The sequence below is a fragment of the Pseudonocardia sp. Cha107L01 genome (assembly GCF_052566575.1).
Window position 1 is genome coordinate 8,531,332 of sequence record NZ_CP199579.1, and the last position, 26,197, is coordinate 8,557,528.

32 protein-coding genes are annotated in these 26,197 nt (G+C 70.1%); 5 read left to right on the top strand and 27 right to left on the bottom strand.

Annotated features, from left to right (window positions below; translation table 11 throughout):
• Window positions 1-23 precede the first annotated feature (23 nt).
• From pyrH to rpsB, 3 genes are all read right to left on the bottom strand, one after another.
• A complete protein-coding gene (pyrH, locus tag ACTXG6_RS40290) occupies window positions 24-776 on the bottom strand; it encodes a UMP kinase (RefSeq protein ID WP_445184556.1) in 753 nt (250 codons plus the stop codon).
• Between the two features lie 7 nt (window positions 777-783).
• Window positions 784-1,608 carry a translation elongation factor Ts gene (gene tsf, locus ACTXG6_RS40295; RefSeq protein WP_445184557.1) on the bottom strand — a complete coding sequence of 275 codons (825 nt, stop codon included), beginning with the start codon at window positions 1,606-1,608 and terminating at the stop codon, window positions 784-786.
• A gap of 103 nt (window positions 1,609-1,711) precedes the next feature.
• The gene (gene rpsB / locus ACTXG6_RS40300; RefSeq protein ID WP_445184558.1) at window positions 1,712-2,623 is read right to left on the bottom strand and encodes a 30S ribosomal protein S2; all 912 of its coding nucleotides are present in this window, start codon (window positions 2,621-2,623) and stop codon (window positions 1,712-1,714) included.
• Window positions 2,624-3,033: 410 nt separating this feature from the next.
• Here rpsB and ACTXG6_RS40305 point away from each other — a divergent pair, with 410 nt between their 5' ends.
• A complete protein-coding gene (locus ACTXG6_RS40305) occupies window positions 3,034-3,750 on the top strand; it encodes a M23 family metallopeptidase (protein WP_445184559.1) in 717 nt (238 codons plus the stop codon).
• 79 nt (window positions 3,751-3,829) lie between these two features.
• Here ACTXG6_RS40305 and ACTXG6_RS40310 read toward each other — a convergent pair whose 3' ends face one another.
• Genes ACTXG6_RS40310 through ACTXG6_RS40325 form a run of 4 tightly spaced genes read right to left on the bottom strand, consistent with a single transcriptional unit; the run spans window position 3,830 to window position 7,080 of the window.
• Window positions 3,830-4,672, bottom strand: coding sequence for a FliA/WhiG family RNA polymerase sigma factor (locus tag ACTXG6_RS40310; protein ID WP_445184560.1), 843 nt, complete (start codon window positions 4,670-4,672; stop codon window positions 3,830-3,832).
• Window positions 4,647-5,750: a tyrosine recombinase XerC gene (locus tag ACTXG6_RS40315; RefSeq protein WP_445184561.1), complete on the bottom strand. Its 1,104-nt coding sequence runs from the start codon at window positions 5,748-5,750 to the stop codon at window positions 4,647-4,649. Before ACTXG6_RS40315 ends, ACTXG6_RS40310 begins: the two co-directional genes overlap by 26 nt.
• A 32-nt stretch (window positions 5,751-5,782) precedes the next feature.
• Window positions 5,783-6,937 (bottom strand): DNA-processing protein DprA, encoded by a 1,155-nt coding sequence (gene dprA / locus ACTXG6_RS40320; RefSeq protein WP_445184562.1) that lies wholly within the window; start codon window positions 6,935-6,937, stop codon window positions 5,783-5,785.
• Complete coding sequence (locus ACTXG6_RS40325; RefSeq protein WP_445184563.1) at window positions 6,934-7,080, bottom strand: hypothetical protein; 147 nt, start codon at window positions 7,078-7,080, stop codon at window positions 6,934-6,936. The genes dprA and ACTXG6_RS40325 overlap by 4 nt, the downstream gene beginning before the upstream one ends.
• An 89-nt stretch (window positions 7,081-7,169) precedes the next feature.
• On the opposite strand from ACTXG6_RS40325, the gene ACTXG6_RS40330 reads away from it, so the two are divergent.
• The 3 genes from ACTXG6_RS40330 (at window position 7,170) to ACTXG6_RS40340 (ending at window position 8,744) form a co-directional block, all read left to right on the top strand.
• Window positions 7,170-7,502 carry a hypothetical protein gene (locus tag ACTXG6_RS40330; RefSeq protein ID WP_445184564.1) on the top strand — a complete coding sequence of 111 codons (333 nt, stop codon included), beginning with the start codon at window positions 7,170-7,172 and terminating at the stop codon, window positions 7,500-7,502.
• 400 nt (window positions 7,503-7,902) lie between these two features.
• On the top strand, window positions 7,903-8,145 hold the full coding sequence (locus ACTXG6_RS40335; protein WP_445184565.1) for a hypothetical protein: 243 nt from the start codon (window positions 7,903-7,905) through the stop codon (window positions 8,143-8,145).
• Window positions 8,142-8,744 (top strand): DUF2637 domain-containing protein, encoded by a 603-nt coding sequence (locus ACTXG6_RS40340; protein WP_445184566.1) that lies wholly within the window; start codon window positions 8,142-8,144, stop codon window positions 8,742-8,744. The genes ACTXG6_RS40335 and ACTXG6_RS40340 overlap by 4 nt, the downstream gene beginning before the upstream one ends.
• Window positions 8,745-9,880: 1,136 nt before the next feature.
• On the opposite strand, the gene ACTXG6_RS40345 is transcribed toward ACTXG6_RS40340, so the two are convergent.
• From ACTXG6_RS40345 to ACTXG6_RS40375, 7 genes are all read right to left on the bottom strand, one after another.
• The gene (locus tag ACTXG6_RS40345) at window positions 9,881-10,054 is read right to left on the bottom strand and encodes a hypothetical protein (protein WP_445184567.1); all 174 of its coding nucleotides are present in this window, start codon (window positions 10,052-10,054) and stop codon (window positions 9,881-9,883) included.
• Between the two features lie 374 nt (window positions 10,055-10,428).
• On the bottom strand, window positions 10,429-11,010 hold the full coding sequence (locus ACTXG6_RS40350) for a hypothetical protein (protein WP_445184568.1): 582 nt from the start codon (window positions 11,008-11,010) through the stop codon (window positions 10,429-10,431).
• A gap of 78 nt (window positions 11,011-11,088) precedes the next feature.
• Entirely contained in the window at window positions 11,089-11,424 is a 336-nt protein-coding gene (locus ACTXG6_RS40355; protein ID WP_445184569.1) for a hypothetical protein, read from the bottom strand.
• A gap of 4 nt (window positions 11,425-11,428) precedes the next feature.
• Window positions 11,429-11,701, bottom strand: coding sequence for a hypothetical protein (locus ACTXG6_RS40360; protein WP_445184570.1), 273 nt, complete (start codon window positions 11,699-11,701; stop codon window positions 11,429-11,431).
• Entirely contained in the window at window positions 11,701-11,934 is a 234-nt protein-coding gene (locus tag ACTXG6_RS40365) for a hypothetical protein (protein ID WP_445184571.1), read from the bottom strand. Before ACTXG6_RS40365 ends, ACTXG6_RS40360 begins: the two co-directional genes overlap by 1 nt.
• 154 nt (window positions 11,935-12,088) lie before the next feature.
• Window positions 12,089-12,679 carry a hypothetical protein gene (locus tag ACTXG6_RS40370; RefSeq protein WP_445184572.1) on the bottom strand — a complete coding sequence of 197 codons (591 nt, stop codon included), beginning with the start codon at window positions 12,677-12,679 and terminating at the stop codon, window positions 12,089-12,091.
• A 433-nt stretch (window positions 12,680-13,112) separates the two neighbouring features.
• Window positions 13,113-13,487 carry a hypothetical protein gene (locus ACTXG6_RS40375; RefSeq protein WP_445184573.1) on the bottom strand — a complete coding sequence of 125 codons (375 nt, stop codon included), beginning with the start codon at window positions 13,485-13,487 and terminating at the stop codon, window positions 13,113-13,115.
• Here ACTXG6_RS40375 and ACTXG6_RS40380 point away from each other — a divergent pair.
• On the top strand, window positions 13,482-14,189 hold the full coding sequence (locus ACTXG6_RS40380) for a recombinase family protein (RefSeq protein WP_445184574.1): 708 nt from the start codon (window positions 13,482-13,484) through the stop codon (window positions 14,187-14,189). The two genes, ACTXG6_RS40375 and ACTXG6_RS40380, sit on opposite strands and share 6 nt — an antisense overlap.
• A 485-nt stretch (window positions 14,190-14,674) precedes the next feature.
• On the opposite strand, the gene ACTXG6_RS40385 is transcribed toward ACTXG6_RS40380, so the two are convergent.
• The 13 genes from ACTXG6_RS40385 to lepB form a co-directional block, all read right to left on the bottom strand.
• Entirely contained in the window at window positions 14,675-17,563 is a 2,889-nt protein-coding gene (locus ACTXG6_RS40385; RefSeq protein WP_445184575.1) for an AAA family ATPase, read from the bottom strand.
• The gene (locus ACTXG6_RS40390) at window positions 17,560-18,009 is read right to left on the bottom strand and encodes a hypothetical protein (RefSeq protein ID WP_445184576.1); all 450 of its coding nucleotides are present in this window, start codon (window positions 18,007-18,009) and stop codon (window positions 17,560-17,562) included. Before ACTXG6_RS40390 ends, ACTXG6_RS40385 begins: the two co-directional genes overlap by 4 nt.
• Window positions 18,006-18,350, bottom strand: a complete 345-nt coding sequence (locus tag ACTXG6_RS40395) for a hypothetical protein (protein ID WP_445184577.1) — start codon at window positions 18,348-18,350, stop codon at window positions 18,006-18,008. The genes ACTXG6_RS40390 and ACTXG6_RS40395 overlap by 4 nt, the downstream gene beginning before the upstream one ends.
• Window positions 18,347-18,649 (bottom strand): hypothetical protein, encoded by a 303-nt coding sequence (locus ACTXG6_RS40400; protein ID WP_445184578.1) that lies wholly within the window; start codon window positions 18,647-18,649, stop codon window positions 18,347-18,349. Before ACTXG6_RS40400 ends, ACTXG6_RS40395 begins: the two co-directional genes overlap by 4 nt.
• 83 nt (window positions 18,650-18,732) lie before the next feature.
• Complete coding sequence (locus tag ACTXG6_RS40405) at window positions 18,733-19,110, bottom strand: hypothetical protein (protein ID WP_445184579.1); 378 nt, start codon at window positions 19,108-19,110, stop codon at window positions 18,733-18,735.
• Window positions 19,111-19,288: 178 nt separating this feature from the next.
• Entirely contained in the window at window positions 19,289-19,453 is a 165-nt protein-coding gene (locus ACTXG6_RS40410) for a hypothetical protein (protein WP_445184580.1), read from the bottom strand.
• A gap of 6 nt (window positions 19,454-19,459) precedes the next feature.
• Window positions 19,460-19,648 (bottom strand): helix-turn-helix domain-containing protein, encoded by a 189-nt coding sequence (locus tag ACTXG6_RS40415; RefSeq protein WP_445184581.1) that lies wholly within the window; start codon window positions 19,646-19,648, stop codon window positions 19,460-19,462.
• Window positions 19,649-19,854: 206 nt separating this feature from the next.
• Window positions 19,855-21,297: a recombinase family protein gene (locus ACTXG6_RS40420; protein ID WP_445184582.1), complete on the bottom strand. Its 1,443-nt coding sequence runs from the start codon at window positions 21,295-21,297 to the stop codon at window positions 19,855-19,857.
• 5 nt (window positions 21,298-21,302) lie between these two features.
• Window positions 21,303-22,739, bottom strand: coding sequence for a YifB family Mg chelatase-like AAA ATPase (locus tag ACTXG6_RS40425; RefSeq protein WP_445184583.1), 1,437 nt, complete (start codon window positions 22,737-22,739; stop codon window positions 21,303-21,305).
• A complete protein-coding gene (locus ACTXG6_RS40430) occupies window positions 22,739-23,095 on the bottom strand; it encodes a YraN family protein (RefSeq protein WP_445184584.1) in 357 nt (118 codons plus the stop codon). The genes ACTXG6_RS40425 and ACTXG6_RS40430 overlap by 1 nt, the downstream gene beginning before the upstream one ends.
• 100 nt (window positions 23,096-23,195) lie before the next feature.
• Window positions 23,196-23,516 carry a DUF2469 domain-containing protein gene (locus ACTXG6_RS40435; protein WP_325698546.1) on the bottom strand — a complete coding sequence of 107 codons (321 nt, stop codon included), beginning with the start codon at window positions 23,514-23,516 and terminating at the stop codon, window positions 23,196-23,198.
• Window positions 23,513-24,307: a ribonuclease HII gene (locus ACTXG6_RS40440; RefSeq protein ID WP_445184585.1), complete on the bottom strand. Its 795-nt coding sequence runs from the start codon at window positions 24,305-24,307 to the stop codon at window positions 23,513-23,515. Before ACTXG6_RS40440 ends, ACTXG6_RS40435 begins: the two co-directional genes overlap by 4 nt.
• A 4-nt stretch (window positions 24,308-24,311) precedes the next feature.
• Complete coding sequence (gene lepB, locus ACTXG6_RS40445; protein WP_445184586.1) at window positions 24,312-25,094, bottom strand: signal peptidase I; 783 nt, start codon at window positions 25,092-25,094, stop codon at window positions 24,312-24,314.
• Between the last annotated feature and the right edge of the window lie 1,103 nt (window positions 25,095-26,197).

Below are 26,197 nucleotides of genomic sequence, written 5' to 3' on the forward strand. Positions count from 1 at the left end.
TGCTGTTCGTTACTCAGGCTGTCTTAGCCCACGGGGGTGCTGACCAATGTGCCGATCCTCTCACCCCGCACCGCCCGACCGATGTTGCCCTCGGTCAACAGGTTGAACACGATGATCGGCATATTGTTGTCCATGCACAGACTGAACGCCGTAGCGTCCGCCACCTTGAGCCCACGCTCCAGCACCTCGCGGTGGGTGATCTCGTGGAACATCTCGGCGTCGGGGTCTGTCTTGGGGTCGGCGGTGTAGACGCCGTCGACGCCCTTGGCGAGCAGCACCACCTCCGAGCCGATCTCCAGCGCGCGCTGGGCGCCCGCCGTGTCGGTGGAGAAGTAGGGCATCCCGACGCCGGCGCCGAAGATCACCACGCGGCCCTTCTCCAGGTGCCGCATGGCACGACGGGGAATGTAGGGCTCGGCCACCTGACCCATGGTGATCGCGGTCTGCACCCGGGTGTCGATGCCGTGCTCACGCTCCAGGAAGTCCTGCAGCGCGAGACAGTTCATCACGGTGGCCAGCATGCCCATGTAGTCCGCGCGGGAGCGTTCCATCCCGCCCTCGGTGAGCTGCGCGCCCCGGAAGAAGTTGCCGCCGCCGATCACCACGGCGACCTGCACCCCGCTGGCGACCACGTCGGCGATCTGCCGGGCGACGCCCTGCACCACCGTCGGGTCGACCCCGACCGAACCACCGCCGAACATCTCGCCGCCCAGTTTGAGCAGCACGCGGCGGTAGCCGCCGGTTCGGCTACCGCCATCGACATCGGTGAGGGGCATCGCCACGCTAGGCCTGGCCAACCTCGAAGCGGGCGAACTTGGTCACGGTGACGCCGGCCTCCTCGAGGGCGACCTTCACCGTCTTCTTGCTGTCGTGCACCGAAGCCTGCTCGAGCAGCACGACGTCCTTGAAGAAGCCATTCACCCGGCCCTCGATGATGCGGGGCAGCGCCTGCTCCGGCTTGCCCTCCTCGCGCGCGGTCGCCTCGGCGATGCGGCGCTCGGCGGCCACCACGTCCTCCGGCACCTCGTCGCGGGTGACGTAGCGCGGCCGGGAGGCGGCGATGTGCATGGCCACGCCGCGGGCGACCTCGGCCGCGTCGGCGCCGTCACCGGTGTAGGAGACGAGGATGCCGATGGCCGGCGGCAGGTCGGTGGCGCGGCGGTGCAGGTAGACCGCGACCGGGCCGTCGAAGTGCACGTAGCGCGACAGCTGCAGCTTCTCGCCGATGCGGGCGGAGAGCCCCTGCACAGCGTCGTCCACGGACCCACCATCGGAGGCGGCCGAACGCAGCTCGTCGATGTCCGCCGGGCTGCTCGCGGTGGCCGCCGCGAGAACCTTGCTGGCCAGCGCCTGGAAGTCGGCGCTCTTGGCGACGAAGTCGGTCTCGCAGAGCAGCTCGACCATGGTGCCGCCCTCGGCGACCACGAGGCCGGCCGACGTGGTGCGCTCCGCGCGCTTGCCGACATCCTTGGCGCCCTTGATGCGGAGCACCTCGACGGCCTTCTCGAGGTCGCCGTCGGAGTCCTCCAGGGCCTTCTTGCAGTCCATCATCCCGGAGCCGGTCAGCTCGCGGAGCCGCTTCACGTCCGCGGCCGTGTAATTCGCCATCGTGGTGCAACCGTCCTTGCTGTGTGGCTGTGTGAAGTTCTTCAGTAGCGGTGGAAAACGGCGCCCGCCGCCTTGAGCGGCGGCGGGCGCCGGGGCACCAGACCTATTCGGCGGTCTGCGGGGTGCCGTTGCTCGTGCTGGCCGGGGCGACGCCGGCCGACACCGTCTCGGCCGGTTCGGCCGCGGCGACCGGGGCGGCCACCGGTGCGGCCAGCTCAGCGCCGTCCGAACCGCCGGTCAGCAGTTCCTTCTCCCACTCGGCGAGCGGCTCGTCGGTGGCCGGGCCGGCCTCCGGCTTGTCGTCGCCGTCGGTGCCGCGGCCCCGTGCGGAGCGGGCCATCAGGCCGTCGGCTGCCGCCCGGGCGATCACCTTGGTGAGCAGCGCGGCGGACCGGATGGCGTCGTCGTTACCCGGAATCGGGTAGTCGACCTCGTCGGGGTCGCAGTTGGTGTCCAGGATGGCCACCACCGGGATGCCCAGCTTGCGGGCCTCGCCGACCGCGATGTGTTCCTTCTTGGTGTCCACGATCCAGACGGCGCTGGGCACCTTGGCCATGTCGCGGATACCGCCGAGGGTGCGCTCGAGCTTGATCTTCTCGCGGGTCAGCATCAAGATTTCCTTCTTGGTGCGACCCTCGAAGCCCCCGCCCTGCTCCATCGACTCCAGCTCCTTGAGGCGCTGCAGCCGCTTGTGCACGGTCTGGAAGTTCGTGAGCATGCCGCCCAGCCAGCGCTGGTTGACGTACGGCATGTTGACCCGCTGGGCCTCGTCCGCGATGGCTTCCTGGGCCTGCTTCTTGGTGCCGATGAACAGCACCGAGCCGCCGTGGGCCACTGTCTCGCGGACGAACTCGTAGGCGCGGTCGATGTAGGACAGCGTCTGCTGGAGGTCGATGATGTAGATGCCATTGCGCTCGGTGAAGATGTAGCGCTTCATCTTGGGGTTCCAGCGGCGGGTCTGGTGCCCGAAGTGCACGCCGGAGTCGAGCAGTTGTTTCATCGTGACGACGGCCATGGCCTGTGTCACACCTCTTTCGTCGAGCACCGCCGCAATCCCTGCGGTGGCGCGGGCGGTTTCTGCGCGGCACCGGGTGGCGCCGCCCTAGCGTCCGCACCGCCGCCCGGACCCGCCAGCCGTCGTACCCTGGCCAACGGGACCGCCCGGACGCCGTTCCCGCCCGATCCGCCCGAGGGTGGACCGAACACGAGATGCGCGGACGCGCGAAGTCATCTCGTGACACACGAGATGCAGGTCCAGTGTACGCCGGGTGTGAGGTGGGGCCGAGCCGGGTGGCCCGCCGCGGGCCGGGTTGTCCACCGGTGGGTCAGCAGTGCACAGGCGGGCCGGCCGGGCCGCGCTGCTGCCCCGCCGGCAGGGATCCTCGGGACATGGGCAATCGGAGGCGCACGGCTCGATCGGCGCTGGTGAGAGTGCTGGTGAGGGTGCTGGTCGCCGGGTTCGGCTCGACGCTGCTGGCGGTCTCGGCGCCCGGGGCCGTGCCGGCGGCGGTGGCCCGGGTCGATCAGCTCCCGCCCGGGGCGCGGCCGGCGACCGCCGCGCCCGGCCCGCGGCCGGCTACCGCCGCGCCGGGTCCCGAGCCCACGCCGGGGACCGCCGCGCCCGGTCCCCAGCCGGCGACCGCCGCGCCCGGTCGCGGGCCGACCCCGCCGCCACGGACTGAGGGCACCGGCGGGTACGTCGAACCGGCGGCCCGGTTCGGCTGGCCGCTCGCGCCCGCGCCGACGGTGAGCCGCCCGTTCCAGCCGCCGTCCGAGCCGTACGGTCCCGGCCACCGCGGCGTCGACCTGATCGGTACCGAGGGCCAGCCCGTGCTGGCGGCCGGCGACGGGGCGGTCGTCTACGCGGGTCCGCTGGCCGACCGCGGCGTGGTGTCGATCGACCACCCCAACGGACTGCGGACCAGCTACGAGCCGGTGCGGGCGAGCGTGCGTGCCGGCCAACTGGTGCGCCGGGGCGAACCGGTGGGCACACTCGCCGCCGGCCACCTCGGCTGCCGGGCCGAGGCCTGCCTGCACTGGGGACTCCGCCGAGACGGTCAGTACCTGGATCCGCTGCTCCTGGTCCGCCGGGCGCACGTGCGCCTGCTGCCATGGCCCTCGGACACGGATCCGGGCAGCTGAGCCCGGCGCGGGACCAGGCAGGGGCAGCGGGGGCACTGCCCGCGGGGTCAGCGCGGCACGGACCGGGTACCGAGGGGGCTCAGCCCAGCTGGGCCGTGGTGCCGGCCAGCTCGGCGAACTTCTCTCGCAATCTGGAGACGGCGCGGCCGCGCAGCTGGCACACCCTGGACTCGGTCACGCCGAGCCGCCTGCCGATCTCGGCCAGGGTCAGGTTCTCCACGTAGTAACACCACAGCACCTGGTGGTCGCGCTCAGGCAGCCGGGAGAAGCTCAGCGCGAGCAACCGGCTGGTCTCCCGGGCCTCCAGCACCGTGACCGGGTCGGAGTCCTCCTGCGCCAGCGTCTCGGCGAGGGTGACAGTGGCGCCGCGCGCGGTGGCCCACTCGTCGAGCGCCTCCATGCTGATCATGCGAATCTGGCTGAGGATGCCGCGGACCTCGGTCGGGCCGACGCCCAGCTCCCCGGCGAGCTCGGCCGGGCTGGCGGAGCGCTGCAGCCGGGCCTCCATGTTCTCCCGGACCTTCGCCAGCTCGCGGGCACGGTTGCGGATGATCCGGGGCACCCAGTCCTGGGCCCGCAGCTCGTCCAGGATGGCGCCCCGGATGCGCTGCGCCGCGTAGGTCTCGAACCGGATCCCGAGGGCCGGGTCGAACCGCTCGATCGCGTCGATCAGCCCGAAGACGCCGGCCTGGATCAGATCAGCGATCTCGACGTGCGCCGGCAGTCGGATACCGACCCGGCCGGCCACCTGCCGGACCAGCGGCTCGTAGTGCAGGACCAGGCGATCACGGTGGTCCCGCGCCCCGCACCGTACGTACTCACCCCACAGGGCGCCCGGTTCGGTCGGGGCGTTCTCTAACCCGCTACCCGGCGCACGCCGCTCACCCATAAAGCTCTCACGCTCGAGGGTGAGCTTGGTCATGTATCGCCTTCAGACGCTCGACTGTGACGTGTGTATATAGCTGAGTCGTAGAGAGCGTAGCGTGACCAAGCAACTCCTGGACGCTACGGAGGTCCGCCCCGCCGACAAGCAGGTGTGTGGCGGCGCTGTGCCGCAGTCCGTGGGGGGATATTCCGGGGTGTCCGGGCACCGTTTGCGAGGCCGCGTTGACCACCGCGCGGGCCACCCGGGGGTCGAGCCGGCCGCCGCGGGCACCGAGCAACAGCGCGGGTGGCGACGCCGGCCCCGCCAGCCCCGAACGCGCCCCGTCGAGCCAGCGCCGCATGGCCCGCTCGGCCGGCACCCCGTACACGACCGTCCGTTCCCGATCACCCTTACCGATCACCCGCAGGGTGCGGCGCCGCTGGTCGATGGACGACAGGTCCAACCCGCAGAGCTCGGAAACCCGCACGCCGGTGGCGTAGAGCAGCTCGAGCAGCAGCAGATCACGCACCGCGAGCGGATCGCCCTCGGCCGCACCGGAGGTGGCCGCGGTGAGCATCGTCGCGGCCTGCTCGACGCTCAACACCGCTGGCAGCGTCCGATGTGGCCGCGGCGCCACCAACCGCGGCCCAGGGTCCTCCGGGAGCCGACCGGTACGGGCGGCCCACGCGGTGAACACGCGCGCGGCCGACCCGCGGCGTGCCAACGTGCTCCGGCTGGCTCCCCCAGCGCGCTGTTCGGCCAGCCAGCGCCGCAGGGCCGCCAGGTCGAGCCCGGCGAGTGCACCGCTGTCGCGGGCCACCGTGCCCAGCAGCCCGTCCACATCGCCGAGGTAGGCACGGACCGTGTGCGGGGACAGCGCCCGCTCAAGCGCCAGGTGGCGTTCGAACGCCGTGCGCGCTTCCGCCAGGTCGCCAGGCAGCGCGTCACTGACCCCCAGCGAGTCGCCAGGCTGCGAGTTGCCGGGCCGCGAGGCACTGGGCTCCAGCGAGTTGCCGGGCTGCGAGTCGCCGGCCTCCAGCGGTTTGCAGGGCTGCGCCGCACCGGTGGTTGTGGCCTCGGCGGACCCGCCGCGCGCACGGGCCTCCGCCCAGGGGCGATCATGCCGAGGGCTCATGGTTGGCACGGTGCGCGCGCCGACCGGCCAGGTCAAGCACCGCCACGCCTCGGCTCCCGTTCGGGGCGGCGCCAACCCCCGTCGAGGCGCTCGACCAGCCCTGCCCTGGCCAGCGTGGGCAGCGCGGCCCGCACGATTTCCAGCGGCAGACCGGATTCGAAGGACAGCCGCGTCGCGTCGCGGACGATCCGGCCGGAGAGCGCGTCGTGGACCCGCAACACGGTGTCCGGCAGACCGTCGGTGGCCCGTGCCGGCATCTCGGGCTGACTGGCCGGGGCCAGGTCTATCCCGATGCGCCCCACCTCCTCCAGCACTTCTTCCGCGGTGGTCACCGCGATCGTTCCCGGCTCGCGCAGCAGGCGGTGGCAGCCGACCGACAACGCCGAGGTCACCGGTCCGGGCACCGCCATCACAGGGCGGCCCAGTAGCGCGGCGTCGGAGGCGGTGCGTCGCGCGCCGCTGCGCGAGCCCGCCTCGACCACCACCGTGCCCCCCGCCAGCCCCGCGATGATGCGGTTGCGGACCAGGAAACGGTGCCGAGCCGGTACCGCTCCGGGTGGATACTCGCTCACCACCAAACCCTCGCGGGCGATGTGCCCCAGCAACCCGGAATGTCCGGCCGGGTAGGAGCGGTCGACCCCGCAGGCCAGCACGGCGACAGTGACGCCTTCGGCGGCGAGGGTGCCGCGGTGGGCCGCCCCGTCGATCCCGTAGGCCGCCCCCGAGACGACAGCACATCCCAGCTCGGCCACGCCGTAGGCCAGTGAGTTGGCGACGTGGTTGCCGTAGCCGGTGGAGGCCCGCGATCCGACGATGGCGACGGACCGTTCGGTCAACTCGGCCAGCCGCGCCGGCCCGCGCACCCACAGAGCCAGCGGAGCGGCCAGGTGATCAAGGCTGGACCGGTCGAAAGCCAGGAAGGGCAGGGCCGGCCAGTCCTCGTCCTCCGGGATCAGCAACCGCGCGCCAGCTTTATCAGCGGCCAACAGGTGCTCACCCGACCGATCCCATTCGCGGCGGGCACTGGTCACCTTCCCCACCGGGTCGGGTACCTCGCCCCGCCGGACCCGTGCCGCGGCCTCGACCGGGCCCAATGCCGCGACGAAGACGGCCAGCGCCGGTGCGGGCGGCTCCGCCACCGCGGACAGGTAGGCCCTGGCCAGCCGAATCTCGCTGGACCCTGTCATGCCGCCCGCTGCTCCTTGAACTGGATGGCCCGTTCGACCATCGCGTGGTCGGGCCGATCACGCCCGGCCAGGTCCGCCAGCGTCCAGGCCACCCCGAGAACGGTTTGGTAGCGCAGGTAAGGCCGAGCTACCGAACCGCCCACCTAGGTCACGCGGATAAGGCGCCCCCGGCGCGGCGAGCCTGGCACGGTGCCGCGGCCGAGGGCTTGATCCACTAACGAGGAGTGGACCCGTGACAAGCATGAACTTCTACGCACAGCGCCCGGCGGATATCCCCGAGGAGACGTCGGTCACCGACCTGGCCGCTGAGCTGGTCGGTCACTCGCTCGCGTTGCTGGCGCATCAGCACGTACTCGCCGAGCGGATGCTGACCGCGCGGTGGCCAATCGCTCGGGACGCGCTGCTTAATGGGGCGAGCACGGAGGACGTCGCCGAGGCGGTGGGGTTGCTTCCGGAGGACTTGGCGGCCGGCTTGCGCGGCTGGGCCGACTACCAGCGGAGCGCCCGACTGCTGACCGACGCCGCGCACGCCGAGGTAGTGACGCTGCTCGGCGGTGCCCGTTGATCGCCGCGTTCACCTCGCGCCGGGCCGAGCCCGGGGAGCTGTGCTCTTGCGGCCGGCCGGCTGTTGTGATCTACGTCAGCGATGCTCACGGCGAGGTCGGCTGGTGTGGCCGCAGTGACGGGGGTGCGCCGGCTCTTGTGCCGTGCCCGTGGTGCGGTGCAGGCCCTCACTGGACCGCGTGGGGCGACCCGAGCAAGTGCCCGGACTACACCCCCCGCCTACCAGCACAGCCCCACACAGAGCCCGGTGAGAGGAACGCAGACGTCTCGGAGCAGCGGAGCTGGGGTGAGGACTGGCCGGAGTGTCGGGAGTGCCGCTCGTTTTCCGCTCCTGACTCCTCACCTCGGCTCGATCTGTGTTGGGCGTGCGCCGAGTTGGACGAGATCGGCGGGTGCGGCCGGTGACCAACGAGGACGAGATGGTGCGCGTTGCCGCGAAGCTGAACGAACTAGACGACCAGCTCTCGGCCGCCGAGATCGCCGGGAACGTCAGCGAGCAGGTGGCTGTGTTGCGCGAGCGGGCCGGGGTTTGGCGCAGCTGGGCTAACCGGCTGTTGGCGGACGGGCGGGAGGCGACCCCGGCGATCCTTGCGAGCCAGCGGGATGAAGCCAGCGCCGATCGGCTTGCCGGGGGTGCCCTGTGAACGCCCAATGGGTCCGGCGGACCGCCGTCGCCAGCGTGCTACTCGTCGGTCTGGTCGCCGCGATCATCTCCTACGCGCATATCTACGCGCTGGCCTCGCGCTCCGGAGAAGGCTGGCGTGCGTCTCTGCTCCCGTTGTCGGTCGACGGGATGCTGGTCGCCGCCAGCCTGGCGATTGTCGACCGGCGCCGGGTGAATGCCCCCGCCGGCTGGGTGCCGTGGTTGGGCCTCGCCCTCGGTATCGCCGCCAGCCTGGCGGGCAACGTCGCCGCCGCTCGGGCGGACCTGGTGAGTCAGATCGTCGCCGCGTGGCCGCCAGTGGCTTTGGCGGTGTCCATCGAGACCCTGGTGGTGATCCTGCGCCGGTCGCCCGGTCCGCTGGCGTCGGTCGCCGAGGACAGGTGTGTTGCCGACGGGCTGCACGAGGACGAGGAGACTCCGTCGGCAACCGACCCGCTGCTCGATCAGGCCCGCCAGGTCATCACCGAGAACGCGGGCAACGTCGGGCGTAGTCGGCTGGCCGGCGCACTCGGGGTGTCCGAGCACCGGGCGCGGACGTTGCTGGTTGAGTTGGCCAGCTCGAACGGTCACGGGGGGTAACTGTTCGCTGTTCGCTGTTCGGCCCCCGAATCTCCGGACCGGATGCCCAAGGCGCAGGCGCGCGTGCGCGCGAGGCACCACGAATGGTAACCGACGGTGACGGGGCTGCTCGGGGTACCTAGCACGGTTCGCGCGTCGGCCGACTGATCACCTGGTCGGCAACACCCCCGAACACAGCCCTGCACGTTTGCCCGCCAGGTCCGCACAGGGGCCGAACGCGTGCAGGGCTGTGTTCGGGGGTCCGCCTGCCTCGTGGGTAACCGTCAAACACCTGGTCAGGCGGTACGCCAGGAGACGGGCCGCTGGGTGTTCGGGCCTGGCGGGAGCGAGCACCGAAAGTCGGCATTCCCCGGGGAACGCTGCCGGGGGCGGGCCTGGCGGGGCGACCCTGGCACAGCGTCGGTGCCAGTGATGACGATCTGTTTCACCGGGACAACCTCGACGCCCTCGTGAGGAGTTGCCACGAGCTGAACACGTGGGGGCGTCCGCGCTGGTATACCCCAACGCGATATCGACAATGTGTGATAACCCTGAGTGCGAGATGCCGAACAGTAAGAAGGCGTCGGTGTGCCGTGGGTGTGGTTCGGCACTCTCGAGTGCTGCCTAGCGGCGGTCGGACCAGCGTGCCGGGTTGGGCGGTGTGGGCCCTCCCCCGCCGAGTTGTTCTTGCGGTGGGAAGTCGGGGGGTCCGTCTTTCGGTGGTGTCCAGATCGGCTTGGGCGCCATTCTTGATCCGATGAAGGCTAGGGCGCCGAGGGCGGTGATGGCAGCCGCCAGGCCGATGAGCCCCCAGTAGTTCGCCGGTACCGGTACTGGTGGCGGTGCGGCAGGAACGGGCGGTATGTGTGCCGGCGGCTTCGGTCCAGGGGTCTGCGCAGGGCCGGCCCAGTCGGGGCCTCCGGTGCCGTAGATGATTGGCGGGTTGTCTGGGACGTACACCCCGTCGGGGCCCTGGTGCCATCCGTGCGGCCCCGCGATCGGAGCTTGTGCTCCGCCGCCGGTGATTCCGCCGATTACGGCTAGCGCCAGGATCACCACGGCGCAGCCGACGCCGCCGCCGGATGAACTGCGTCCGCAGCGTCGTCTGGGTGTGAACGCACGAACGGTGTGGCGGGCGAACCAGAACGGTCCGAACATTATCGCTCCTGCCCGTCCCGGTACCAGCGCAGCAGCCTGGCCGAGCCGAGGATCACGCCGGGGGACAGGAAGACGAAAATGGCTAGGAAGAGCCCCACGTTGGGGCGGCACCATCCGGCGCAGAGCGCGACGGCTATGCAGATCGCGATGCCCGCCATGGCCATGACGATCACGTCCCGCTCCCCCTCGCTGGCGGGTCGGGTGGGTTGGCGACGACCGTAGCCAAGCGACCGGTCTACGGATCGGGCGATGTACCAAAGCATGGCAGTTGCACCCCGATGCGGTCGGTTGACCAGCGCATCGTACGGGTGTAGTGGGCGCTTTCGGGTGAAACTAGGCCAGAGGAGTGGTGGCCGGCCGCGCCAGCGGGGGAGAGACCGCGCCACCATGTGCGCTACCGGGGTGTTGCCGACGGGATGGCAGCGGTCGAGCTGCTGGCGGACGTGCGCGCCAGGTGGTCACCAGCCCGGCGATTCACCTGGCGGCCCTGGTGGGCCTTCGCACCAACCTTTGCCGGGAGCCAAGGCGGTCCTTCACGCCGTCGGCGCTACTGCTTTTTGCGGACCGGCTCATCGTCGTTGTCCCGACGCCACACGAGGCCACGCGAGTCCCGGAACTCGATCGACACGATCATGTCGCCCTCTGGCCACGCAATCTCACCCGCGCTATCGAAGTAGCGCACATCGAACTTCGCCGAACCTCCCGGCTCGATGACCTGCCGGCGGGCGGTTTGCGCAAGGTTCGGCACTAGCTCCCACCGGTGTCGTCCGTCCTGGGGCTCGTCGGCGAGTCGCATGTCGATCACGCCAGCTCTAAATACAGGCTCCAGGCTGTCATTCCTGATCGAGATCGTCTGCTCGTGTTCCGAGGTACGTATGTTCGTGGGGACTGCGTCGGGGCTGAAGCGGTCCACAACGTGCACCGAGATCATCCGTGCCTGAGCCGCGTCTCGGTCGGCGCGGTCCTCGTCACGCAAGCGCTGGGCGCGACGTCCCGCCCCCAACGCGACCACCACCGCGACGAATGTGCCCACCGCACCAGCGGCCTGGCCGATCCCCGCGATCCAGTCCGCGAGCCATTGATGGCCCTGAAAGTCGTAGGCAAGCCAGAGGTACTGGGCGCTGGTCACGACGGACAGGGTAGAGAGCTGTTGCCGACGGGCCGGTCAGCGCAGGGGTCTCTCGGTCGAAACATGAGCCGGGGAGGCTCAACTCTGCCGGGGTGTTGCCGACGCCCTGTCGCGCTGTAGCCGACCAGACGGTGAGGAGTCGCCGAGGTAGTACCAGAGCGACCCGGCGCAGCGCGGGCACCGACCGTTGAGCTTCAGGTCGTCCTCGGCCCGCTCGTCACCCGGTGCCAGGTACACCAAGTCGAGCATGCGGGCCTTGTGGTTCTTGACGGCCCGATTCACCGGCCGGTCCTGGCGGGTCACCCCGACGTAGTGCAGGACCGGGCCGCCGACGTCCCCGTCGGTCACGCACCGCGGCTCGTCGAAGCACAGCACGTAGACGAAGCTCGGCCGATCGGGCCGTAAGCGGCTCACGCGGTCAGTCCCGCCAGGGTCCGTGCCGCTCGGCGTCGGTGCGCAGCGCGACGACCAACCGGTGCAACCGCTTCGCGTACTCCTGGCGCTCGAGCTGCTGGGCCACCGCGGCGTCGGCGCGCTGGAGGGCGCGGTGCACCGCCTGACGACTGGAATACAGCCGGGTGCCGTCGGGGCCGCCGTGGGTGGCGATCTGTGCCAGCGTCCAGCCGTCCGCGCGCAGCCGCTGAGCTATGGCGACGCGCTCGGTGCGACGGTCAACTGCCGGCGCGTCCATCAGCCCTCGTCCGTCGCCGGGAGCATGCCTGCCCAGAATGGGCTGACACCGCTGGTCCGCCGGGTGGCGAGTTCGCCGAGCTTGACCTCCCAGTAGCTGGCACCGAGCGCGGAGCGCTCCTCCGGGTCGAGCTTGGCGATGTCCGAGGCGGACAGCTGCACGTCAGTGCCGTCCGCGTTCTCTTGCCAGGCCTTCATGCCGCTGTCGGCCTCGGTGAAGTAGATCTCTGCCATGTCGTTCTCCGGTCTAACGAGTGATCAAGATTGGTGAAGGGAACGGCGGGGGGCGCGGGCCTGGGAGCTGCGCCAGATGAACAGCCCCCGGGCCATGCTTTCCATCAGGCCCCTCAGCCATGGAAGCGCGCCGCCCGCCGCGAGTCTGTGCGGCTCAGTAGTGGGGGATCGAGTCGAAAAACTGCCACCACTCCGCGTTGGTGTTGATCTTGTTCGTGACGGGCGTCGGCACCCGAGGCATGGGGTTCGGCGAGATCATCCCGCCCACCTCGGGCGTCGGGTTCAGGACCTCCCTGAGCTGCCACGCGGTACCGGCGGCCTCCCGAGCGTTGGCCTCATGGGCGAACCCCTGACGGACCGTCTCGCGGCACTCGTTGAACAGGGCCTCGATCCTGGTCACGATGGCGCGGGCGGCCTCCAGCTCGGCATCCCGACGAGCCTCAGCTTCGACCACCTGGCGTTCCCAATCGCGGCGCTGGCGGGCGGCCGACGCCTCGGTGTGGATCTCTTCGAGCAGGTGTGCCGACGCTTCAGCGGGGACGAGCTCAGCCTTGACGGCCTGCTGCTCAGCGGCGGCGGCCTCGGCCTCATCGAACCGGCCGGCGCGGACGTGGTCGCGGGCAGCGGCAGCCAGCTCGGTGAGCCGCGCCCGGAGCGAGGACACCCGCGCCGTGTGGTGGTGCCGACGGGCGCCGATCTGCTGCTCCAGGGCCGCGGGGTCGGTCAGCTGACCTGTGTCCGTCACGTCGTCTACCTCTGCTCAATCAAGTCGGGGGCGTGGAGTGCGGCGCGGCTGCTGCCTGCCCCGGGCGGCGTCGCGTCGCGGTGACGAACGCCCTTACGGCTCAAGCCCCGTGCGCAGCGGGGTTTCACTCGGGTTCCGGCGCTGCCGGCCGCACTCTCACTGGCGACATGTCGTCACCTAACGTCAATTATCCCCGACTGACGGTAGCGAAAGCGAGGAGCTTTTCTGGGCTATCTGAGTGAATCTTGTAACCCGTTTCGGCGAAGTCAAGCATTAGGGTCTTGACAGATCACATCCGCCCCCATCTTCGGGAAAGTCAAGCCGGATAGATGATCGTTCATGTAACTGGCGTGGCACATTCGCCACCCGCCGCCGGAAACGACGAAATGAAACGAGCGACCTCGGGGGGTCGGCCCCGCCTTGATCGACACGGTCATGCTGACCCGCCAGCCCCGGGCACCTCGCCGCCGGCCTCGACCCAGCTGAGCGCGAGACCAACGAGCCGCAGCGTGGCCGGGCCACCGGTTGGGAGCTGGTCGGCCAGGGCGCCCGCCAGGAACGCCACGGCGTCCAGCAGTTCGGCGTCCGTAACCGGCATGGCATCGCGACTGGCCGGCGGCAGTTCGATGCCATGCCGGTTGGCGGTGATCACAGCAAGCGCGGAACTCAGGGCGTCGATTCGAGCGTTCGGCATGGCTTTCTCCTGGTGGTTGGTCGCCCGGACAGCCCGGGACATGATCGAGTCGTATAAATTTCTGTAGAAATCTTTACAGAGCAGGTCAGAGGCCGATAGGTTCGGCTCATGCATTTGGTTGCCTACCTCCGCGTCAGCTCGAACGGTCAGCTCGACGGCTACGGGTTCGACGTCCAGCGCGCGGACATTCGTCGCTGGGCCAAGGCCAACGGGCACAAGATCGTGGCCGAGTACACCGACGCGGTGACCGGTAAGGCCGACACCGCGGACCGTCCTGGCCTGCTCGAAGCGCTCCAGATGATCCGCCGGCCGCCCGACGCCGAGGGCGTCATCGTCGGCAAGCTCGATCGGCTGGCGCGGCAGCTCACGGTCCAGGAGGCGATCCTGTCGCTGGTCTGGCGCGAGGGCGGCCGGGTGTTCACCGCCGAGGACGGCGAGGTGCTCCAGGACGACCCCGACGACCCGATGCGCACCGCGATCCGCCAGGTTCAGGGCGTGTTCGCCGAGCTGGACCGCAAGACGGTCGTCAAGCGGCTGCGCGACGGCCGACGGGCGAAGGCCGACGCTGGTCGGCACGCGGTCGGTGCGTACCCCTACGGCACGCACGGCGTCGGCAAGGGGCGCGAGCGCGACGCTGGGCCACGCGAGGACGAGCAGGCAGCAGTGCGTCGCATCGCGGAGCTGCGGGCCGCTGGTGAGTCCTACAGGACGATTGCCACGACGCTCGACGCTCAGGGACTGAAGCCACGGCGTGCCGCGAGCTGGAGTGCGATGTCGGTGCGGAACGTCGCGGTACGCGCCGAGGCTGCGGCCTGAGAGCGGCTCTGCGGGCCGGTCGCGCTCAGCCTGGCGCTGGGCCGGCCGGGGCGGTTGCGTTCGCGAGCGTCGCGACTGGCGGTCAGCAACGGTGCTCCCCGGACGAGCGGGCTGTGCGCGTCGGCAACACCCGATGTTTGAGGGCCGAGTCGGCTGTGCGGTGGCCCGTCGGCAACACCTCGTAGCGCGGATGTCGTGACCAGGCTCGGGGCCGACGACGTCGGTAGTGCCGACGTTGTGACCAGGGGGCGGAGCGGGGGTCGGTTCTACCGACGGGCGCAACTCCGGGGGCGGGGCGCTGTGGTGTTGATCTTGGGGTGGCGCCGACGAGGACCGAGACCTCCCGCGTGGGCGATGGTCCGTTTCGGACGATTCCCCGGTATCCGTAGGCGGTTTCGGCAATGTCGGCCTGTTGATCATGATATTGCGGGACGCCGCGGGGTCGGCTGGCGAGGCGGGTGGGCCACCCCGTGGCGTCCCCTCGATCACGACGCGGTCCCCGTGAGCCGGGCGATGATCTGCTCCCTGGTCTCCCCAGCGGGAGGCACCTCGGACGTGTAGCTCGGCGACGGGTCGAGTCGGGTCGGCCCGGGGCTCGGGTCAGCCGGTCGGGCCGGCGCGGGGGTCGGGAACGGCCATGCGCGCGGGGCCGGCGACGGGTCGGGCTGGGCGGCGGCGGGGGGCGCCTCGGTCGGGTCGGCGGGGGGTGGCGACGAGTGTTCCAAGCCTTCCGAGTGTTCCGTCGCCGAGCAGCGTTCCAGCGTTCCGTCCCTCTCTATAGGGGACGGAACGCTGGTGACCCTGCCCCTTGCTACCCAGTGTTCCGAGTGTTCCGGAACGCTGGTGACCCTGCTTGACCTGGGGTTTTGTGCCCCAGTGTTCCGACCTCCAGCACAAGATCGTTGATCAGCAGCGTTCCGGAACGCTGTGGCCCCCCCTTCCGGATCTGAAAAAACGGGGGTTGACCTGCTGTTTTGTAGTTTCTGACCCGGCGGGGTGAGCGACCACAGTTTTTCGGGCGAGCCACCGCCCACTGTCGGCCCCGGGGCGTCCTGGTGGGCGACGTATCCGAGCTCAAAAAACTTCTTGAGGGCTCTAGAGACGGTGGTGCGCTGGAGTCCGTGACCGTGGATGTCAGCGACCCGGTCGGTGATCGTCTTGACGCTGGCCGGTGCCCCCCCGCAGCGCGCCAAACCATCCAGCACCTTGCCGTCGGCCGGGGCGAGTTTCACCGCGGGCTGCTCGCCCTCCGACTCGACCTCCTCGGGTGCGACGGTGGATACCTCGGTGATGACGTTCATCGGCGAGGTGAGGTCGTCCGGATCGTCGGCCCAGATGCGTCGAGCGATCCGGAGATACTGGTCCTCGACCTCACCGCCTTGGACCTCCATCGCGGTGATGACGTGAGACTCTCCGGGGTGCTCGCCGTCCTTTCGGGCCTTCACGTCGATGGACAGCAGCACCCGACCCCATTCCTGGGGGCCAGCACCCGAGCTGCGCTCCGCGCCGGAGCCCTGCTTGCGGTTGAAGTGGTGGACCAGCATCAGGGCCGCACCGTGTGCCTGGCAGACCCGCTGGGGCCCCTCCAACAGCTGGCCGACCTCGACCAGGCTAGTCATGCTGGCCCCGGCCATCGCCAGGTACAGCGGGTCGATGACCACCAGGGCCGGCTTGTGCTCGCGGACCATGCCCTCGATCTCGGCGAGATGCTGGGGGACCTTTAGATGCGGCGCCCTGGCGCACACGGCGATTTGGAGCCCGCTCGAGCTGGCCCCCTTACTCTTGGCCAACGCGCGGATGCGGCGCACGGTGTTGCCCTTGCCGCCCTCACCGACGAACACGATCACCGGGCCGGTCACGTCCACTGGCTTGTAGCCGAGCCATGGCGTGCCGGTGGCGACAGAGACGGCCAGGTCCAGCGCTGTCCAGGTCTTCTGAGCCTTGGGCGCGGCCGCCATCACCCCGTAGTCACCGGCTGGCCAGATGTTGCGGATGAGCCACTGGCGCGGCGGCGCGTTGTCGACCTCGGCGGCCAGGTCGTCGAACCACTGGAGGGGGAGTGCCGCCGACGGCGCCTGATCCGTCTCAGCGTCGGTGTCCCGTCCGGGGCGCAGCTCCAGCAGCCTTCCCCCGGACCCCTCGTTCGGCGCGTCCTCGTTCGGCGGGGTCATGCCGTCCCCTTCGTAGTGTGTGAGGGCCCGCGGGGGCACAGGGGCAGCCAGCCGAGCCCGAGAGAGGTCAATCCCCATTGCCCCGAAGCGGTCCTCCTCGGTCGGGCAGGCCTGGCGGATGGCGGCGAGCACCGGCTCGGGGAGGTTCAGCGCGGCGTCGGTACCGCCGGTTTCCTGAGCGGCCTCGATCAGGTCCTTGGTAGCCGCGCTGACGTCCCCGCCGTGGTGCAGGTGGGCGAACACCCGGGCCTTGGTGAGGTTCTGTCTCTGCCCCGTCGGCAGGCCTACCGACTCACTCCACACGACCAGGCTGTTCTCGTAGGCGTGCGCGGAGTCCTCGGAGCTGGAGTCTCCGGGGCGCTTCCACGAGTCGTAGTCCGGCTTGGTCCCGACGAACGTCCAGCCTTCCGGCTCCAGGATGTCCGCCCAACTGGCGGCACCCGCGAACGCGTCGAGCGGGCTGTTGCCAACGGGGGTGCCATTGCTCGGCCTCGCCGGCGGGGCGGCCTTGGGCTTGGGTGCGGGCACCGGGAAGTCCGACGGGGCGTAGAGCCTGCCGGTCACCGCGATCACCCGACACGGCCGAGGGTTGTCCGTCTTGCGGTTGATCGACCCCGGCAGGCGCAGGATCCGGGCGAGGTCGCCCACCCCGTCCCCATAGGTCCAGCCGCGGGCGAGGGACGCGTCCAACAGGACCGCCTGCACGTTCTCAGACAGGGCCGCGGCGTGGTCCAGGTCGGTGGTGCCTTGCACGGCGAAGAACGGGTACCAGCCTCCCCCGGAGTGAACGAGGTGCGTCGGCTCCGGCAGTCCCGCGGCGGCGATCAGGCCGTGAGCGTCTTCCTGAGTGGGCGGCAGGGGGAGTTCACCCTTACCCGGGGCGTGCCCCTCGGTGCCATAGTCGAGATCGGCCCAGAGGATCGGCACCGCGCACGTGAGGTCAGCGCCGCCCCGCCCGGACGCCGGACGCTGGGTCAGGGTAGTGGTGCGGAAGTACACCCCCTTGGGCTTGCGCTGATCGCAGTGCGCCGCGTAGTTGACCGATTCGGCGATGCCGGCCGGGGAGGTGTCGAAGAACGCGCCGGTCCAGTTGTTGTCCGACGAGCAGATCTGGATCAGTCCGGGCAGCCCGGCGTAGATGGACGCGAGGAACCCGTGCGCGACCCCGGCGTCAAACACGGGGGTGCTGCCGACGGCGCTCACGGCGCCACCGCCGAGCTGGATACCGGCGCGGACCGGAGGTCGTACAGAAGCCGGTGCTTGAGCCCCCACGCCACGGTGCGGCTCTGCTCCAGCGTCGGCCCGTCGTCCTCGGCGAACACCCCGACCAGCCGGCAAGCGTCGCAATCCGCGTAGTCCCGTGCGGGGATGATCAAGTCCCGGGCATAGGACTGCACCGCGGCGACGGCACGGGAGTCGAGCGCACGGCCGGCGCACATGAGGTGCTGGATCAACACGCCGACCACCCGGACCGATTCGACGTCGTGCCCGGAGGTCCGGATTCCCTGCTCGCTGAGGATGTCCCCGCTCAGGTCGACGTAGTACGCGCGGCGCCGGCTGTCCGACTCGACGAACGCCACGGTGACCCACTCGGGCTCGTCGGTGACGCAAACCACACTGGGCTCAGGCGTGTTGCCGACGGGGCTCATGCCGAGACCCCCCGCCAGGTCCGAACGAAACGGCGCGTGCGCCGCTGGCTGGCCCGCGACCCGACCGGCACGATCCGACCGGCGAGCAGCGCGGAGCCCACCACGGCGCCCCACAGGCACGGCACCGGCGGCTCACTTGGGCAGCTGTCGCTCAGCTCATATACGGAGAACGCCTGTCCGCTGGCTGCCAGCTTCTCCAGCGAGGCCCTGGCCTCGGCCCACCAGTCGCGGGTGTCACCGACGGGGGTGTTACCGACGGTATCGAGTGCGGTATGATCGTCCGGCGTATTGCTGGTGGTGGAGGGGGCCCCGTTTTGGCCGGCGGGGCGTCTCTCGCTCATCTGCCGACCGCCTCGGGTGCGGACGCCAGCAGCTCCTCAGCGAGGCACCGGATCCGGTACTCCCGGTAGGCGAGCTTCATATCGCGCTCGGCCTGCTCGATTGCCGGGTCACCGGGCTCGCGATGCTTTTTCAGCGCGGCCAGGCGCGCGCGGGCAGTGACCCACGGCTCGGGGGCCTCCCGGGGGGTGGCGGCGAGGACCCGCTCGGCCTCGACGAGGGCCGGGTCGTCAGGCGCGCGGAACCGCTTCAGTCCGGCGACGCGTAAACGAGCGCTCAGCCACGTAGGGGATGTACTCACTGGGTCTCCAGAGGTCGACAGGTCGACGCTCCGGTGACAGCGCTTGCATGGTGTGTGCAGCGCAATCTTAGCAGAGCCTTGCTTTACAGGTTGACAGCACCTTCCAAGAGCTGCAGCGACAACGTGTAGCTCGGCCTGTCCGGCTCCCGCGAGATCAGCCAGTCGATCACCCTGAGAAGCGAGGGGTTGTCCTCCCGGCACTGCGGCGCGCGACCACACAACGGGCAGCGCATGATGAACGTCACTCCCGCCCCGTCGGCGTACGGGCGCAAGCTCCGCACGTCGGGCAGGTTCACCACATCCCCGTTGACCGTCGCCGCCCCGGTGATGAACTGCAACGCGCAGCCGGGCAGGTAGCTGCGCCGGTCCAAGATCACACCGACGTTTAGGGGCGGGTGATTGTCGGAGCACTCGATCGTCATCGCGACAATTCCGCGAGGGGCTGAGTACGGGCCGGTCATCGGGCTGCTCCTTACCTACTTCAGCCGGGATCGACTGTGCGTTATTCTGCGTATGCGCCGTGGGGGCGTTGCTGTTGTTGGAGAGGGTCTCGTCGTCGTTACCGACGGGGCCCTCCCCCTTTTCAGGGGGAATCATTGAATTTTCGTCTCTCGCTTGGGGAGCGCGAATAAGGAGCGACTAGGCCACTCGGTCGAGAGCCGTCCGCTCAGGCGTCATCGGCCGCATCAGCAATGCGATCTTGTCCCGCTGCTCGGCCGTCAACGGCGGCGCCAGGTCGACCAACTGGCGGATGCGTTCGGCGCGCTCGTCACCGCCGATCCGCGCCAGCTTGCGTCGGGTCATCGCTGATCAGGCGCTCTGCGTGCGGATGCGCTCGAGCTCCTCGGCCGGGATCCTGACCGTGCGGCCGATGCGGAACGCCTTGATGTCGCCGTTCTTGATCCACCGGCGGATGGTCTCGTCACTGACGCCGATAAGTTCGGCGAGTTCCGCCGCGGAATAAGCATTACGGCTGTGTTCGACTTCAAATACCTTCACGGGGACCGCCTAACGTGACCTCTTGGTGGGTGATGAGGTCAGTTAAACGGGGCGACTTTCGCTCGTCCAGTTTCTCCCGCGTTACAGATGTTCGCCCAAATGCAGCAACGGTTTCAAGCCTAGTCGAGATCAGTCGCGCCTATTCGATTCTATTCGAGCCCGGTGACACCGTGCGTGGGGTAATAGCCGCTCCTGTGGGACAGAGGTCACACGTTGCGCCACTCGATCTCGACCGTGTCCGGCCGGAAGGTGCGACTCCCCCGACCGACCGGATGCAACCTCACGATCATGAGGGCGTCGACCACGGCCCGGCGGCGATCAGGGCTCAGATCCGCCCAGGCTGTCTCAACGTGCTCAGCCAAGATGAGGGGGCCGAACAGGTCGGTGCGGCCGGCGTCAGCGATCTGGTCCTCGATGGCGGCCACTCTGGCGGCCAGGGTCTTACGCATGGCGCGGTACTCGGCCGGTGAGACCTCGGCGTCCTCGGCGAACTCGGCGGCCAGGGCGACGAGCCGACTCCGGAACGCGGTGGCTTCCTCTCGAAGGGCCGGAACATCGGGTCGCGTGTGATCCACGAGGAGGTCCCGGGCATCCGGCCGGCTGAGCCGCTCGATCACCACATCGGCGACGTAATCGTCCGCGGGAGCGGCCAGCCGGTTGACGTGCACGCCGGGTACCGGTGTCCGTCGTTCGCCGGGTTCCCTGGAGGCACTACAGCGGTAGATCGGCTTGCGGTGGCTGGCTCCCCCGCCGTGCACGGTCGCTCCGCACTTAGCACAGCCACACACCGCGAGCCCGGACAGGAATTGGCGCGCCGCTGTCCCACCTCCCAGGTAGCGATTCGGGTCGCTCAGCACGCGTTGGACGGCGCGGAACGTCTCCTCCGGGACTATGGCCGGCCAGACAGCTGGACCGTGCTCACGGCCCCTGTACGGCCGGCGACCGGCGTACCGAGGGTTGGCCAGCACCCGGCGCACCGAGTCAGCTCGCCACGGTGAGAGCACGCCCAACTCAGTGTGGCGCCAGGGTCGCTGGCCCGTGGTGAAACCGCGTCGGTTCCACTCGGCGGCTATCGCGCGCAGGCTGTCCCCGGCGAGCACCGCCGAGTACCCGTCGCGGACGGCCTGGGCCTCGGATTCGATGATGGTCACACCGTCCGCCGAGTATCCGAACGGCTTGCGCCCGCCGATCCAGCGGCCCTGGTCGGCTGCCTGCTCGGCGGCGCGGCGCTGCCGGTCCGACTTCGCGTCGATTTCGTGCTGCGCCACCTCGCCGAGTATCCCGAGCGTCAACCGGCCGGCCGGCGTGTTGGGGTCCATATCGCTGCCGCGCACCAGCGCGATGATCACGCCGTGCTGTTGGCAGGCTTCGACGAGTGCGAGCCGGTCACGGGCGGTTCGAGTCAGACGATCAAGTGCCCAGGCGACCACGGCGTCCACCTCACCCGCGCGGACGGCAGCGAGCAGAGCGGTGAACTGCTCACGCGGCTTATGGCCGGCCGCCGATCGGTCGTTGTCCACATAGGGCTCGCCGGCGAGCCGCCAGCCGCGCTGTCTGACCAGGTTGAGGCAGTCCTGCTGCTGGCGCTCAACACCCAGCCCGTCGCCGTCGCGGTCCTGGCTAAGCCGTAGGTAGCACGCTGCTCTCACGTGCGCTAACGTACCGCACTTGTGACCCGCAGCGCCCGATCGGCGCCCCGCGCGGTGATCTCGCCGCGGCGCAACGCATCATCGAGTGGGCGGACCACCGACCGCGGCAGCCGGAATCTGCTGCGCAACACGGGCCCGGGTACCTCGACATTGGACCGCCAGCCGAGGTCCGCCCACCGAGCCGCCGCGGCCACCCGGGCGATCAGTACTCGGGCGCGCACGGTCTCGGTGCTCTCCTCCGGCCGCACATCGGCGGCGGACAGGGCAACGACAGGCTCCAAGGCGGCACGCAGATCCACCCGGTCCAGTAGCGGCCCGGACAGCCGGCCGAGGTAGCGCCGGCGGGCGCTGGACGGACAGATGCAGTCCCGGTCGTGGGCGGGTGCACACGGACACGGGTTGGCCGCCATGACCAGTTGGAACCGCGATGGGTAGCGCACCGAGCCGTCCGCCCGGGCCACCCGCACCTCCCCCTCCTCCAGCGGGGTACGCAGCGACTCCAACAGGTGCGGAGCGAACTCCGGCGCCTCGTCCATGAAAAGGACACCGCGATGCGCCAGCGACACCGCACCGGGCTTGGCCAGCCCGCTGCCACCGCCGACCAGCGCCGCCACCGAGCTGGAATGGTGCGGGGCGACGAAGGGCGGGGCCATGGACAGCGGGCCCGTCGGCGGCAGCCGCCCGGCAACCGAACGGATCGCCGCGAGCTGCAGCGCCTCGTCCGGATGCAACGCCGGCAGCAACCCGATCAGCCGCTGCGCAAGCATGGTCTTGCCGGTGCCGGGCGGGCCGATCAGCAGCAGGTGGTGGCCACCGGCGGCGGCCACCTCCAGAGCTTGCCGCGCGTCCGGCTGACCCACCACGTCCGCCAGCTCCGGCGGCGGCGGTGGCAGTTCGACGTCAACCGGCCCGGGCGCGGCCAGGGGCCCCTCGCCGGCGAGCCACGACAGCACCTCGTTCAGGCAATTTGCCCCGAGCACCTCGAGACCCTCGACCACGGCCGCCTCGCTCAGCGTCTCGGACGGCACCACCACGGTGCGCGAGCCGGACCGACGCGCGGCGAGCAGGCAGGGCAACACACCGCGAACCGGCCGGACGCGCCCGTCCAGAGCCAACTCACCGATGAGCACAGTGTTCTCGAGCCTCGACCCCGGTACCGCCCCGGCCGCCGCGAGGACCGCGCAGGCCAGGGCCAGATCGAATCCGCTGCCCGCCTTGCGCAAGGTCGCCGGGGAGAGCGCGAGGGTGATCCGCCGGTTGGGCCAGTCCCACCCCGAGTTGACCACCGCGGCGCGGACCCGGTCCTTCGACTCGTGCAGCGCCGCGTCCGGCAGCCCGACGAGGTGCACGCCAGGTAGCCCGATGCCGATGTCGGCCTCGATCTCGACGAGCTGCCCGTCCACCCCGTACAGGGCGACCGACCACGCCCTCGCCAGCCTCATCAGAATGCCGACTCGTAGTGCTGGAGGCTGACCGGCCCATCCGGCGGGGCCAGCACGGCGACCACGTCGAACCGGATCTCACACCAGCGCACCCGGTGGGCGGCCAGCCAAGCCTGCGTGATCCGTCGAATCCGCGCGGCCTTGAACTGGGTCACCGCCTCCGCGGGATCACCGAAGCCCGTCCCGGACCGGGTCTTGACCTCACACACCACCAGCCGGTTGCGATCTGTCGCGACGACGTCGAGCTCGCCGTCCCGACAACGCCAGTTACGGGACAGCACGACGAGACCTCGCCGTTGCAGGTATTCGACGGCCAGGTCCTCGCCGCGTCTGCCGAGCTCATCTTTCGTTGCCACACCATCGACGGTGGACCTGCACGGCGGTCAGCCGCCAGCCCCACCCCGCAGCCTGTGGACAACTTGGGGTGCTGTGGATAACTCGGCGCGAAACGGCCGATCAGCCGAACGCCTCACCCTCCGGAAGCCTAAGGTCGGGCTTGTCCAGCTCCTCCACATGCACGTCCTTGAAGGTGATCACTCTGACGTTCTTGACGAAGCGCGCGGGCCGGTACATGTCCCACACCCACGCGTCCGACATCCGTACCTCGAAATAGATCTCTCCATCTGAGTTGCGCGGTGCGACGTCCACCGCGTTGGCCAGATAGAACCGGCGCTCGGTCTCTACCACGTAGGAGAACTGACCGACGATGTCGCGGTACTCCTTGTAGAGCGAGAGCTCCATCTCGGTCTCGTACTTCTCGAGATCCTCGGCACTCATGACTCCACCCCCCGCCTGGTCGATCCCATCACTCCACCGCTGGGCGCGCCCGCGCCAGCGAACCTCGAACCGTGCACACCCGAATTGTGGACCACAACGGTCGAGGAGCGAACGGCACCGGCACGACTGACGTTGACGAAGGAGTAACGATGTACCGGACTCGGTCCGTGTGTGGTCATCGCCGCGTCGTGCGCGGGCGTGCAGTAGCCCTTGTGCTCGGCAAATCCGTACGTCGGCCAGTCCCGGTCCAGTTCGACCATGATCCGGTCCCGTGTCACCTTGGCGAGCACCGAGGCCGCCGCCACGCAGGCCGCCGCCTGGTCGCCCTTGGGCATCGCAAGGTTCGGCACCGCCATCCCGGGCACCGCGAACCCGTCGGTGATCACGTACCCGGGAGGTGCGCTGAGCTGGGCCACGGCGCGGCGCATGCCGTCGACGTTCGCCGCGTGTACGCCCCTGCGATCGATCTCTTCCGGCGGGATGATCACGACGGCCCAGTCCTCCGCGCGGCGCACGATCAGCTCGTAGAACCGCTCCCGGGCGCTCGGGGTGAGCAGCTTGGAGTCGGTGAGCCCTTCGAAGCGTGCCGCATCGCCTGGCCGCGGCACGCACGCGGCCACCACCAGTGGGCCGGCGCAGGCACCGCGCCCGGCCTCGTCGACCCCGGCCACCGGGCCGAGGCCGTAGCGGCGCAGCGCGGACTCACATGCCCAGATTCCGGTGGACCGCCGAATCACCGCACGTTGTGGGCGCGGCCACGGCACGGATCTGGCCGCGACAGATCGAGCCATTGCGTCAACCGGCCGAATCGCGCCCGGTTCGCCGGCGCGGGCGGCGACGTCGCCGCAACCACCATCGCCGACCGGCGGTCAACGGCACGGCCCCGATCACCCCCAGCGCGAGCGGAGCTCCGGCTGGCGCGGTGCTCGGCGCGGACAGCGCCACCCGTTGCGGGTTGGTGTCGTCGATCGACTTGATGCGGGAGAACGGCAGCACCACGAAGCGGGCCTTACCGATCACGTTCGCGACCGGGATCGGACCGTGGCCCGGAACCCGGGAGTCCGACGAGTTGTTGCGGCTGTCCCCCATGACCCAGAGCTGCCCGTCAGGCACCTTGATCGGCCCGAAGTCCGACTGGGTCGGGGGGCCGGCCTCCGGCAGGTAGTAGATGTAGGGCTCATTGAGAGGTTTGCCGTCCACGGTGATGCGGTTCTGTGCGTCGCAGCAGGTGACTGTCTGCCCGCCGACCGCGATCACCCGCTTGATCAGGTCCTTCTCGTCGGGCGGGGCGAGCCCGACGAGCGACCCGATCGACTGGAGGCCTCTGACCAGGGCGTTGCTGGACGGCACAGCCAACTGCTCGCCGTCCTCCCAGCTGGTCGGCCCGCGGAAGACGATGACGTCGCCGGGGGCCGGATCACCGAACCGGTAGCTCAGCTTGTCCACCAGCACCCGGTCATTGGTGCAGCCGGTGCAGCCGTGCAGCGTGGTTTCCATCGAGCCCGACGGGATCTCGTACACCCGAGCAAGGAAGGTCTGGATGAGGAAGGTCAACAGGAGGGCGACCACGATGAGCATGGGCAGCTCGCGCCAGAACGTCGGGCGTCGCCGACGTCCGCCCTTGGGGCGCTTTGCACGGCCTCCGGCCGGGACGTTGGGTGGCCTGACCTCGTCGCTGGCTGCCTCAGAGCGCGGCCGGTGGTGTCGGCCAGCTTTGGAGCGCTGCTCAGTTTCGGTATCCGCCGGTACGGGGGCGGCGGTGGTGGGCCCGCCGGCTCCCGCCGGCTGGAACAGGTCGACCGAGTCCGGGGCCCGCCGATCGGCAGGCCTGCGCGGCGGAGCTGTCACTGCCCGGTTACCGGAGGTGGAACCAATGGACCGGTAACCGACGGGACGGCCGACATTCTCGGTCGGGGAGTCCATGGCCAGCCGCTCGACCGATGTCAGACCGGCAGGTGTGCCGCTGTCGGCCGGCGATGACCCGGTTCCGCCGAGCGGTACCAGTGAGGTCGGCCCGAAGTGTGAACCTGCCGACGCCGGCGTCGCGCCATTTCGACGCACCCTGCGTGGCAGTTCGGAAGCGGCGGACTGCCCGGGAGCGATCTCGTCGGGGACCGCCTGCCCGGTAAAGCCCCGTCCCGCGATGGACTGACCGGAACGCCCCTGTTCGGGAGCGGCCAGGTCAGCGACGGGCTGCCCGGGAGCGGTCTCGCCCTGGACCAACTGGCCCCGGACCGGCAGCCCAGGGATCGCCACGCCCGGCGCGGTCTCATCGAGATCGGCCTGGCCGGTGAATGCCTGTCCAGGCCGCGCCGGGGCCGGCTGGCGTCGCGGCGCCTGCCCCTGTCCGCCGCCCGGTGGCTGAGCTGGGCCTGGGCCCGGTCCAGTACCTGGTAGCGGAGCTGGGCCTTCGCCCGGTCGGTAGCCCTGCGCTGGGTGGAAGCTCTGGGCCGGGTTGCCTCCGGCGGCGCCATAGATCGGCACCCGGGGTTGCCCCGGTACGGGATCGGCGAGCGTCTGTGCGGCGTCGTCCAGCCCGGGAGCGGGCTCGCGAACGGGTGGCGGCGGGGCTTGGCCCGGAGCGAACATCTGCCCCGCGGTGGCTGCGCGCTCCGGCAGCGGTGGGGCCTGGTTCGGAATGCGGGCGGCCGACCCGAACGGTGGCTGGCCCTGCACTGGCT